General features: G+C 53.7%; 13 protein-coding genes. 7 read left to right on the plus strand and 6 right to left on the minus strand.

The genetic code is table 11. The features are described 5' to 3' along the window. Window positions 1–152: 152 nt before the first annotated feature. A complete protein-coding gene (locus RGW60_RS13015; protein ID WP_322204984.1) occupies window positions 153–1544 on the plus strand; it encodes a class II fumarate hydratase in 1392 nt (463 codons plus the stop codon). Between the two features lie 51 nt (window positions 1545–1595). On the opposite strand, the gene RGW60_RS13020 is transcribed toward RGW60_RS13015, so the two are convergent. Next, window positions 1596–2555: a DMT family transporter gene (locus RGW60_RS13020; protein ID WP_322204985.1), complete on the minus strand. Its 960-nt coding sequence runs from the start codon at window positions 2553–2555 to the stop codon at window positions 1596–1598. 228 nt (window positions 2556–2783) lie between these two features. Between RGW60_RS13020 and RGW60_RS13025 the strand changes: the two genes are divergently transcribed. Beyond that, entirely contained in the window at window positions 2784–2996 is a 213-nt protein-coding gene (locus tag RGW60_RS13025) for a DUF6316 family protein (RefSeq protein ID WP_322204986.1), read from the plus strand. Window positions 2997–2998: 2 nt separating this feature from the next. On the opposite strand, the gene RGW60_RS13030 is transcribed toward RGW60_RS13025, so the two are convergent. Beyond that, window positions 2999–3604, minus strand: a complete 606-nt coding sequence (locus RGW60_RS13030; RefSeq protein ID WP_322204987.1) for a tRNA-uridine aminocarboxypropyltransferase — start codon at window positions 3602–3604, stop codon at window positions 2999–3001. An 8-nt stretch (window positions 3605–3612) separates the two neighbouring features. Then, entirely contained in the window at window positions 3613–4512 is a 900-nt protein-coding gene (locus tag RGW60_RS13035; protein WP_322204988.1) for a LysR family transcriptional regulator, read from the minus strand. 198 nt (window positions 4513–4710) lie between these two features. On the opposite strand from RGW60_RS13035, the gene speB reads away from it, so the two are divergent. The 3 genes from speB to RGW60_RS13050 all read left to right on the plus strand — a co-directional run bounded on the left by speB (window position 4711) and on the right by RGW60_RS13050 (window position 7577). Continuing rightward, on the plus strand, window positions 4711–5661 hold the full coding sequence (gene speB, locus RGW60_RS13040; RefSeq protein WP_322204989.1) for an agmatinase: 951 nt from the start codon (window positions 4711–4713) through the stop codon (window positions 5659–5661). 139 nt (window positions 5662–5800) lie between these two features. Continuing rightward, complete coding sequence (locus RGW60_RS13045; protein WP_322204990.1) at window positions 5801–7180, plus strand: sodium:solute symporter; 1380 nt, start codon at window positions 5801–5803, stop codon at window positions 7178–7180. Between the two features lie 136 nt (window positions 7181–7316). Further along, entirely contained in the window at window positions 7317–7577 is a 261-nt protein-coding gene (locus RGW60_RS13050; RefSeq protein ID WP_322204991.1) for a hypothetical protein, read from the plus strand. 11 nt (window positions 7578–7588) lie between these two features. Here RGW60_RS13050 and RGW60_RS13055 read toward each other — a convergent pair whose 3' ends face one another. From RGW60_RS13055 to RGW60_RS13065, 3 genes are all read right to left on the minus strand, one after another. Then, window positions 7589–7711, minus strand: coding sequence for a PA1414 family protein (locus tag RGW60_RS13055; RefSeq protein WP_322165608.1), 123 nt, complete (start codon window positions 7709–7711; stop codon window positions 7589–7591). Window positions 7712–7891: 180 nt separating this feature from the next. Next, a complete protein-coding gene (rmuC, locus tag RGW60_RS13060; RefSeq protein ID WP_407074051.1) occupies window positions 7892–9370 on the minus strand; it encodes a DNA recombination protein RmuC in 1479 nt (492 codons plus the stop codon). Between the two features lie 629 nt (window positions 9371–9999). Then, on the minus strand, window positions 10000–10311 hold the full coding sequence (locus tag RGW60_RS13065) for a hypothetical protein (protein ID WP_322204992.1): 312 nt from the start codon (window positions 10309–10311) through the stop codon (window positions 10000–10002). Window positions 10312–10459: 148 nt separating this feature from the next. Between RGW60_RS13065 and RGW60_RS13070 the strand changes: the two genes are divergently transcribed. Continuing rightward, window positions 10460–10684 (plus strand): hypothetical protein, encoded by a 225-nt coding sequence (locus RGW60_RS13070; RefSeq protein ID WP_322204993.1) that lies wholly within the window; start codon window positions 10460–10462, stop codon window positions 10682–10684. A gap of 330 nt (window positions 10685–11014) precedes the next feature. After that, window positions 11015–11494 (plus strand): hypothetical protein, encoded by a 480-nt coding sequence (locus RGW60_RS13075; RefSeq protein WP_322204994.1) that lies wholly within the window; start codon window positions 11015–11017, stop codon window positions 11492–11494. Window positions 11495–11570 lie beyond the last annotated feature (76 nt).

Below are 11570 nucleotides of genomic sequence, written 5' to 3' on the forward strand. Positions count from 1 at the left end.
ACCCCAAGGCCGGACATTCTGCGCTCATGTCAGCGTGTGGCTCAACCCCTGACTGCCTGAGTGGTTAGTTGGGGGGCTAAAAAGGCCATCAAGGGAACCCATGAGGATTAACTAAGCCTAAACTGCGCAAACAGCCTAGAGGAGCAAGCCCGATGAGCCGTATCGAAACCGACAGCATTGGTCAGATCGACGTCCCCGATGATGCTTACTGGGGCGCCCAGACTCAACGCTCGTTGATCAACTTCGCTATTGGCGACCAGCGCATGCCGCTCGCGGTGTTGCACTCGTTGGCCCTGATCAAGAAAGCGGCCGCACGGGTCAATGACCGCAACGGTAGCCTGCCTGCTGACATTGCTCGCCTGATCGAACAGTCCGCTGACGAAGTGCTAGATGGCCAGCTAGATGAACAATTCCCGTTAGTGGTCTGGCAAACCGGCAGCGGCACCCAAAGCAATATGAACGTCAATGAAGTTATTGCCGGACGCGCTAACGAGCTGGCCGGCAACGGCCGTGGCGGTAAAGTGCCGGTACACCCGAACGATCATGTAAACCGCTCGCAAAGCTCCAACGACTGCTTCCCGACGGCGATGCACATTGCCGCAGCGCAAGCAGTAAATGAGCATCTGCTGCCCGCTATTGTTCAATTGTCCGATGGATTAGCCGAGCAATCAGCGCGGCACATGAAGCTGGTCAAGACTGGCCGCACTCATATGATGGACGCGACGCCGATCACCTTTGGCCAAGAAGTTTCGGCTTATGTGGCTCAGCTCGATTATTCAGCGAAAGCCATTCGTCATACCTTGCCCGCCGTCTATGAATTGGCGCAAGGCGGCACCGCCGTAGGAACCGGTCTAAACGCGCCGCACGGATTTTCCGAGGCGGTTGCTGCCGAACTGGCCGCCCTTTCCGGTTTACCGTTTGTCACAGCACCGAACAAGTTCGCCGCCCTCGCAGGACATGAACCTCTGACCGCATTGTCGGGCGCGCTTAAAACCTTGGCGGTGACACTCATGAAAATCGCCAACGATCTGCGTTTGCTGGGTTCTGGCCCAAGAGCCGGGCTTGCCGAGGTCAAGTTGCCAGCTAACGAGCCTGGCAGTTCGATCATGCCGGGCAAGGTCAACCCGACCCAATGTGAAGCGCTGTCTATGCTCGCCTGCCAAGTGCTGGGCAATGACGTCACGATTGGTTTCGCTGCCAGTCAGGGCCATTTACAGTTAAACGTATTCAAGCCAGTAATCATCCACAACCTCCTGCAGTCGATTCGCTTGTTAGCCGATGGCTGCAATAACTTTCAGGAACATTGCGTCTCAGGCATGGAGCCTGATGCGGCGAAGATGGCTGAACACTTAGAACGCGGTTTGATGCTGGTGACAGCCCTTAATCCGCACATTGGCTACGACAAATCAGCGCAAATCGCTAAAAAAGCCTACAGCGAGGGTTTAACCTTGCGCCAAGCGTCGTTAGCGTTAGGGTATCTGACGCAAGCAGAGTTCGATGCGTGGGTACGCCCCGAAAAAATGCTGGGAGCGGGTAATGACTGAAGTTATGCGGCGTACCCTCTGTGAGAGAGGGCACGTCTCATTTTTTTAGCTTTAAGCCTCAGCCAACCTCGCCCGTCGTGCCCGCAGGCCCGCGATCAAGGAAGGGCCTAGGGCGGTGAGTGCCGAGCCAAGCACTACCAATACTGCTCCGCTGTAACCCAATCCGTTCAGGTCTTCGGCCTGCACATAATCGGGCCATAACCAAGCCGCAGTTGCCACTGAAGCGAGGGTGACCAGAGGCGTCAGCGCCAGCGTGGCGCTGACTCGCGATGCCTCCCAATGCGCCAACGCTTCGGCAAATGCGCCATATGCCACCAACGTATTGAGGCAGCACGCTAGCAATAACCAACCCTGTAACCGGCTAAGCTGCAAGGCTTCGGACGGGTGTGCCCAAGGCGTGATTAACAGCGCACAAAACAGGTAAATGATCATCATCACTTGCAGTGAATTCCAGACGGTGAGCAACTGCTTCTGACTTAATCCATAAAACGTCCAGACAGCTGACGCCAGTAATACCGTGAGTATTCCCGCCGTGTAATCACTTAACGAGGTCAACAGTTCCTCCAAGCGCTGGTTGAAGAACAGACCAAACCCCATCAACAACACCAGCAACCCGATCCCCTGGCCAATACCGAAACGTTCCTTGAACAGAAAAATGCTGCTGATGAGCAATAAGATCGGCCCTACTTGAATAACCAACTGCGTAGTACCAGGGCTGAGCATTCTTAAACCGATCAGATAAAGCACATAGTTGCCAACCAATCCAAAAACAGACAATGCCAACAAAATCTTGCCCTTGCGGCCAAGGAGTTTGAAGCTGGGCAAACGCCTCACCGATGCTAGCCAGATGAATAACAGCGACCCTGAGACTAAAAGCCGGAACCACGTCACCGTGATGGGGTCCATCGCTTGGAGTACCTGCTTGAGTTTCACCGGCAGAACGCCCCACAGCACCGCTGTTACAAGAGCCAAAGACAAGCCATATAACCATCGGCCAGATGAAACATGCATGAGCGTGCTCTCTGTAAAGGCAAAAACGGAAAATGCAGCAGTGATCGCCATTCTAGGCGCGGATGAACGAACGACACAGTGACAGTTGAGAGGGGAGATTCCCGAAAACTGTGTTCCGTTCTCTGTGACGTGCGGCCGCTTGACGCTTTTGTGCCACTAATGGCCAGTTTCGAGTTACTGTTTTAGCCACTAGACTTATCACTAAGGTCCAGACTCAGGATATCGACCATGTTCGGAAAGCGCTTGCAAGACCCAATCCCTACCGTTCATTACCGCAGTGATCGTGTTTCGTTGGTTAATGGGAAGTACTTTTTCAGCACCCGGGAAAATACCCTGGAAGGCCCTTACTTCACTCGTATTGATGCTGAACGCGAGACGGAGGCATATATCAACCGGATGATCGAATCCAAGGCCGCCCGCCAGTCATCACTGAACGGCTGAAGCTATAGGTGGTGGCGCTGATAAGTATCTTCGCCCATTGCTGCAATTTGACCGTCGATCAACGCATCGAAGGGCCGTAAGAGCAGCGTGAATGTCTTGGGCGACTCTAGCGTATTGAGGGCCTGCGCGATGGCTTCTATGGTCGATAACGCACTTGGATCTGGCGCTTTGCGCAGCCGATAGCGCGAGGCAACGGCTTGCCCGATCGTAACCCTTGGTAGCGCTGCTAACGCAGGATTCATATGCAGTAACTTACGCGCTTTGCGCCACGTGCCATCCGGTACGACCAATAGCAGTGGATGATCATCTTTATATTCTGCGACATTCTGATAAGCGACCAATGCCTGCGCACCCTCCCCTGGAAACAGTAGCCGCGCGTGGTAACCCGGCCGATCTAACAATATCGGCAAATCATCGAATACCTCGCCTACAACCAACTCGGCATTGATGAGTCCCAACGCCGCTAGACGGGCAGTATTGAGGGCGTGGCCTACTTCGCTGGGATGCTGGAGAATCAGCACTCTAGTATGACTGTCGAGCTGCGGAATCAATGTACACAGGCAGTGAGTCTCGGGACGCAGACAACGAGCGCATTGGGTACGGGACATAGTATTTCTCAGCTCTGCTGTTGATTGAGCTGCGTTTTCAGCAGATCACGGAAAGTCTGGATCAACGGCTCACGGCTGCGGCCACGGCGCACAATCATCGAAAACGGCGCCTGATAGCCAAAGGTCGCGGGCAACAGCACCCGTAGATGACCTGAGTCGGCCCACGCTTGCGCATAGTGCTCGGGCAAATAACCAATGTATGCGCCTGACAGCACCAATATTAGCTGGGCCTCCATACTTTCCACTGTAGCTGCGCTGTGTTTGAAACCGTGTCGCGCCAGCTCCGCTTGGCTCCAGTAACCCCGACCAACCATACGCTGCTGTGCGATGACCGGCTCGGGAACACGTCGCTCGCTAAACAAGGGATGGCGGTTGCTGCAATAAAGCCAGTGTTGCTCGCGATAGAGCGGCTGATAAACCAGTCCACTCATTCGCGTAGAGAACGCGCCTATCGCCAGGTCGAGTCGATTGTCCTGGACACCGAGTTGCAACTCATACGGACTCATAACCGACAGGTGTAAATGCACGGCCGGGTGTTCTTGACTGTAGGCGCCAATAGCTTCGGCGAAGGGCAACGCTCGATCACTCACGGTGGAATCAATCACGCCCAGATTAAGCGTTCCGCGCAGCTCGCCCTTGAGGGACGCCGCGTACTGCTCGAAACCTTCAAGCTCACCCAGCAGGCGCAAGGTTTCCTGATGAAACAACTCGCCCTTGCTGGTCAAACTGAATCCGCCACGCCCTCGATGGCAAAGTATCAGACCCAAGGCCGTCTCTAGCTGGCTCATGTACGTACTAATGGCCGAAGTAGAGAGGTTAAGTTCTTGCTGGGCGCTGGAAAACCCCTGGTGACGCACCACGCTGGCGAAGATACGCAGGAGTTTCAGGTCGGGTAACGTGCTGGCCATTAAAAATCCGTAGGCGTGATCAAATGAGTACCAGACTCCTACAGAAGAGAGTGGAATCTAAGGTGAGGAGGCCAAAAAACAGACTTAGTTTAGCGTTAGTTCCGATTTCTCTGAACTAAGTATTTTGCGTCAGCGATTCTTTCCACAGGCCAGCCTTTGCACAATCAACCTACACGACAATAACGATGAGGCAATCCTGTGGAAAAGATTTTGCACCAACCACTGGGCGGGAATGAAATGCCGCGTTTCGCCGGTATCGCCACCATGATGCGTTTACCTCACTTGCAGTCGGCGGCTGGCTTGGATGCCGCTTTCATCGGCGTCCCGCTTGACATCGGTACGTCGCTGCGCCCCGGCACTCGCTTCGGGCCACGTGAAATTCGTGCCGAGTCCGTGATGATTCGCCCCTACAACATGGCTACTGGCGCTGCTCCGTTCGATTCGCTTTCCGTGGCCGATATCGGCGATGTGGCGATCAATACCTTCAATTTGCTGGACGCCGTACGCATCATCGAGGAATCCTATGACCAGATCCTCGAACACAATGTCATCCCGCTGACCCTGGGCGGCGATCACACCATCACATTGCCCATCTTGCGGGCGATGCATAAAAAGCACGGCAAAGTCGGGTTGGTGCATATCGACGCCCATGCTGACGTCAATGACCATATGTTCGGCGAGAAAATTGCTCACGGCACGACGTTCCGCCGCGCGGTAGAAGAAGGCCTGCTCGATTGTCAGCGGGTTGTTCAGATCGGTTTGCGAGCTCAGGGATATACCGCTGAAGACTTCAACTGGAGTCGCAAACAAGGCTTCCGCGTGGTCCAGGCCGAAGAGTGCTGGCACAAATCTCTGTCCCAACTGATGGAAGAAGTCCGCGAAAAAGTCGGGGGCGGCCCGGTTTATCTCAGCTTCGATATCGACGGTATCGATCCGGCCTGGGCGCCAGGTACTGGCACTCCTGAAATCGGTGGTTTGACTACAATTCAGGCCATTGAAATCATCCGGGGCTGCCAAGGTCTTGAATTGGTCGGATGCGATCTGGTAGAAATCTCGCCGCCTTATGACACCACCGGTAATACCTCATTGCTGGGCGCCAACTTGCTTTACGAAATGCTTTGCGTGTTGCCTGGCGTAGCGCACCGCTGAAACATCACAGCCTGATTCCGCTACACGATCGACTGGGCTTCCTCGAATGCAAGCAATTTGCCGGCGGGGGCGTCTGAATGAAGACTGCGCTCGACAGTCGACGAACCACTATAAAAATAATGATTGGAGACACCCTGCCATGGCTTTAGATATTTTCGTTGTCCTCATATATGCCGCCGGCATGTTGGTGCTCGGCTGGTACGGTATGCGCAAAGCAAAAACTCACGAAGACTACTTGGTCGCAGGACGCAACCTCGGCCCCACTTTGTATATGGGCACGATGGCCGCCACAGTACTCGGTGGCGCGTCAACGGTTGGCACCGTTCGCCTGGGTTACGTCCACGGGATTTCCGGTTTTTGGCTATGCGCAGCCTTGGGCCTGGGCATTATCGCGCTCAACTTGTTTCTTGCTAAACCGCTACTTAAATTACGCATTTTTACCGTCACTCAAGTGTTGGAAAAACGCTACAACGCGACGGCCCGCCAGGCCAGTGCAGTGATCATGCTCGCCTATGCACTGATGATCGGCGTGACCTCGATTCTGGCCATAGGCACAGTGATGCAAGTGTTATTCGGGTTGCCATTTTGGGTGTCGGTATTACTCGGCGGTGGCGTGGTGGTGGTGTATTCGGCGATTGGTGGCATGTGGTCACTGACTCTGACCGATATTGTCCAGTTCGTGATCAAGACCGTCGGCCTGATGTTCATCCTATTACCCATCTGCCTGTACCGCGTTGGCGGTTGGGACCAGTTGGTGGCCAAGCTTCCAGCGTCGAGTTTCAGCTGGACGACTATTGGCTGGGACACGATCATCACTTACTTCTTGATTTACTTTTTCGGAATCCTGATCGGCCAGGACATCTGGCAGCGCGTGTTCACTGCGCGCACGGACAAAATCGCCAAATACGCAGGGACCGTCGCAGGTGTGTACTGCATTTTTTATGGCTTGGCCTGCGCGCTGATCGGCATGGCTGCCCACGTTTTACTGCCCAATCTGGACAATGTTAACAACGCTTTTGCGGCCATTGTTAAAGTCTCACTGCCCGATGGCGTGCGTGGTTTGGTGATCGCTGCTGCGTTGGCGGCCATGATGTCCACCGCCAGTGCTGGCCTGCTTGCAGCATCGACCACTCTGACCGAAGACCTGCTGCCACGCTTGCGTGGCGGCAGACAATCGAGCCTGGGCGTCAACCGGCTGTTCACTGCGTTGACAGGCTTGGCAGTACTCGCTATTGCGCTGGTAGTTCATGACGTGATAAGCGCGCTGACTCTAGCCTACAACCTGTTGGTAGGCGGCATGCTGGTTCCATTGATTGGTGCGATTTACTGGAAACGGGCGACCACCGCAGGCGCGATAACCAGCATGGTCCTCGGGTTTTTGACGGCGTTGGCTTTTATGCTCAAGGACGGATTCGATGCCAACACACCGATTTACTACAGCTTATCGGTGGGCCTGATCAGTTTCGTAGTGGTCAGCCTGTTGTCACCGCGACCGGCAGCCGTCGCGCAGCCTATTTAAGGCGCAAAGCCCCTGGAGTTACCCTGTGGTTGCTGCGCCTCGGCCAACAATCACAGAGTGAGCTAGCCTTACTGACGAGGGCCTTGGGCAGGAAAGTACGAGGCTCATTTCTGTCAGTGACGGAAGCGGAATTGTCATGGAGCGACTAGATATTCAGCAACACCTCTACAACACGCTGGGCGTGATGCTAATTGACAAGCAAGAAATTCACGAAAACGCAACGCTCAAAGACTTGGCGTTGGAACACCCCGAGATCGAGGATCTGCTCGATCGACTGGAATCCGAGTTTGATATCGTCTTTCCCACCCGAATCAAAGTCCGAATCCACAAGGCGCCTGAATACCTAACGCTGCAAATTCTAGTGGATGTGATTCTGGTACTCACCGGAACCGATTGAATGCCGAGCAGCTATCGACGAGGGCGCCGACGCTCTTCATCCGTACGAACCGGGATAGGCTGTAGCTTTGGCCGCTCGATCAGGCCAAGGGCAACGCCGAAATCATGGAGCCATTCTTGCAATTTACTGTTCATAACGCCCCCCTTCAGGGAAATGCTCCGCGACTGACATACGCCTTGCCGCGTCTTACTAATCATAGTGCGATGTCGTACTTTACGCCTGCTTCCGAATGTCGCGGGAAGAATTTGTGACATAACGTCTCAACGACTAAGCCACTCGTCGACTAGTACAGCCGCAATTCAGCAATTTTCATTTCACTCCGGCAACTGCCGTCCACCGTCTTCGTCGGTCATGGCTTTTTCCAGCAAATCAGCGGGAAGGTTTTTACTGGCGCGCGCGCCGAGCAACTTCAATTGCTCGCTGCGGCTGACCAGATTACCCCGGCCATCAGTCAGCTTGTTACGAGCTGCACCGTAGGCTTTATCGAGTTGCTGCAAGCGATTGCCCACTTCGTCCAGGTCCTGGATAAACAACACAAACTTGTCGTAGAGCCAGCCCGCACGCTCTGCAATTTCGCGGGCGTTCTGGCTTTGCCGCTCTTGCTTCCATAAGCTGTCAATCACGCGCAGTGTCGCAAGCAAGGTAGTCGGACTGACAATAACGATATTACGGTCGAACGCTTCTTGAAACAGGTTCGGCTCCGCTTGCAGCGCAGCAGAAAAGGCCGCCTCGATGGGCACAAACAGCAGGACGAAATCTAGGCTGTGCAGACCTTCGAGACGCTTGTAATCCTTGCCTGAGAGGCCTTTGACATGGTTACGCAAGGACAGCACGTGTTGTTTCAGCGCAGCTTGGCCTATCTCCTCATCATCGGCTGATACGTATTGCTGATACGCAGTCAAGCTGACCTTGGCGTCTACCACTACTTGCTTATCGCCAGGCAGCATAATCAAAACATCCGGCTGAAAACGCTCGCCGTCCGGCCCTTTAAGGCTGACCTGAGTTTGATATTCACGGCCTTTTTCCAAACCAGCGTGTTCCAAAACTCGCTCAAGAATCAGCTCGCCCCAGTTACCTTGAGTTTTTTGCCCTTTGAGCGCGCGCGTGAGGTTGGTAGCTTCATCGCTTAGACGCTGATTCAGCTGCTGGAGACGCTCCAGCTCCTTACCAAGCGAAAACCGCTCACGCGCTTCCTGCTGATAACTTTCCTCAACGCGTTTTTCAAACAACTGAATGCGTTCTTTTAACGGATTGAGCAACTGCCCAAGTTGTTGCTGACTCGTTTCAGCAAAACGCTGCTCCCGTTCGTCGAATATCTTGCTGGCCAATTCGGCAAATTGCGCACGCAATTCATCCCTTGATCCTTGAAGATCGCTTAAGCGCTGCTGATGGCTTTCCTGTTGCTCGCGTAACTCGGCGTCCAGCGATGCACACCGCGCACCCAGATGTCGAAGCTCAGACTCTTTACTCGCTTTCTCCAGATTCCAGTTTTGGGCAACGTCGCGCGCAAAGGCACGGTCCTGCTGCAATAGCTCAACCTCGCGACGCGTAGCTGCAAGGTCTGCTTGCTTTGCGGCGTTAGCGTGGCTCAAGTCACTGATTTCGTCGCGAGAAGCGTCAAGTTGAGCATTGAGGCCGGCCTGCGCCATTTGCGCGGTAATCAAGCGCTCGTCAAGCAAGGCAGCCTCGACGAGCTGTCGAGCTAGCCGCCGCTGCAGTTGCCACGCAAGCGCCAATAATGGCAACGCCGCCACACCCAGGCCTAGCCATACGCTGGTCAGCTCCAAAGCCATAAGAACTCCAAAACACCATCATCGAACGGGCCAGGCAAGGATACCCGCCGTTTTTGGTCACGGCGGTTCATATCCGCCGCGGGCGTGAATAAAAGCGCGCGACTGTACGCTATTTTCCAACGGAGTAAAGTCCACAACCAAATTCACCAGCACAGTGCGACATTGGTAATCATCCCAAAGAGTTAATAGCGAAAATTTATACCTGTCTCCCTCTTAAAAAATGATTCCGATTTATATAATGCCGATTTGTAAAAAAACACGTGGCACCCCCGAGCTAGAGCAAGCGCTTGGGACAATCCACAGAAGCTGTGGATAACTCAGTGGACAACCCGCCTTAAACCCTCGCTAACGCAGGTGATACGGGGCCTGCGTTTAAACTGACGATTTTTTCACCAGTAAAAAAAGACGATATTTTTCATTGACTTAATTATTTGTACAATAAAACAAACCTTGGTCGTCTCGCTAAATAACGTCATTACAGAAATGAAGGGCCATGTGTGCAAATCGATTACCGGAAGTTATAACAAGGTCGATTTACCGGCAAAGGCTTGTCCGCAAGCGGTACGACGCCACAGCACTGTCGGGGGATCGAGAAGATCATTTGCATTATTTATAAGGAGGCTCTTCCCTTAATTGAATCGATCCGTTAGAATCCGCGCCGTTAGTACCAAGCTGAAAGTCAATTCTGGTCGAACAAATCCCTCGGCAAAAGCGTTTAGAACGTGAAAATATTGCTGAACAAAGGGATCGACCACCTCGATGGTTTCCAGGCGTGAACTCGATACACTGCCTTCCTCAATAACAGGAAGGGTGTTGGCAGCTCTGATGACCTGACAAAACCAGCCTGCAAATTGATCAGGATCTCCACCTCTGGCGTCGAACCTTTGCCATTGTTGTGCCGCCTGCCCTCCTAAGTACCTACCGGTCAGTCCGAGCGCCATACGATTAAGCGCGCTTCAGCTGTCTGCTTTGTTCCAGTCAGGTTAATTCGCCTTACCACGTGTATTTGTATGCACGGGCCCGCGTTTACTGGAACCTTTTATTTTTGCACGGTTCTATGCTGTGTCGCTTGTTAGGAAACACCCAACCATGACTACTCATACCCAGACCCAGGACGCCATTCGCACCCTGACTAACGCTTTTGCTCCGATGAACTGCCTTATCATGGCCGCTCGCAAAGGCTGTTTCAGTTTCACCATCGTCAATGAACACGGTATCGCTCGTCACAGCGAACGCCTGTATCCCGATCAGTATTCCAGCGCAGAGCCGCTGCAAGCCGTGATCGAACGCACCCGCCAGGCCCTGGTTGCCTGATGCAGTGACGCCTTGGCTGCTTGAAGCAGCCATCCACGAAGCCTCGCCCTTCAAAGCGGGGCTTTTTATTGGCAGCGATTTGACACGTCGCGCGAATTTCTACCCTTTCACTTTACGCACACCTTGGCATTAGCTAAGCACCAAGAGATATATGAAGGATATTTGGCGGCGGTAAATGTTTTAAAAACAGTCTTTTACGGGCGCAATTTGACACTACACTTCAACTTAAGCGGCTAATAGCTGCTTCCGGCGGGTTCTATCCGATCCACTGCTGCCAAGCACCAGAGCCACGCCGGCCACTACGCAGTCCAAAGATGCCAAGAGGGCTTTATGGGAATCGCTGCCAGTGAGTTGAGTCAACATGTCATCCGTCCCACGTTGATCTATCTCGGTTGCCATAGCCTCTGTGCTGAGTCCTTACTGCTCGGAGTTGCTGCCAGCCAATCGGCGCTGGGTGACGCGCTCGATAGCCGTCGAGGTCATGGGCTCTACCGCATCACCGAATCACGTCATCAGCAGCTTTGGGACAACTATCTGGCGCTAGACCCGGATAGAGCTAGCCTGGTTCGCGGTCTCGCCAGTCAGCACGCTTTTCTAAAAGGCCCTCACCTAGAACTCACGGTCAATATGCGTTATGCCACCGCCATTGCTTGGTTGCTCATCGAGGCACAAGGGTCACCCTTACCTGCGACTTGCGATGTGTTGAGCATGGCCAGAATCTGGCGTCAGACGTTCCAACCTCAAGGTCGTTTGCGCGACTTCGCGATGGCTTGGCAAAATTGTGTAACTTCACGTCAGCAACTTGCTTGAAATTTCCGTCGACTGGACGGATTCACTGCGAATCAACGCAGTTTGGGCAAATTGTCCTACAAAAAGGCTCTATCTC

The sequence above is a fragment of the Pseudomonas sp. AB6 genome, assembly GCF_034314105.1.
In the GTDB taxonomy this organism is placed as follows: domain Bacteria; phylum Pseudomonadota; class Gammaproteobacteria; order Pseudomonadales; family Pseudomonadaceae; genus Aquipseudomonas.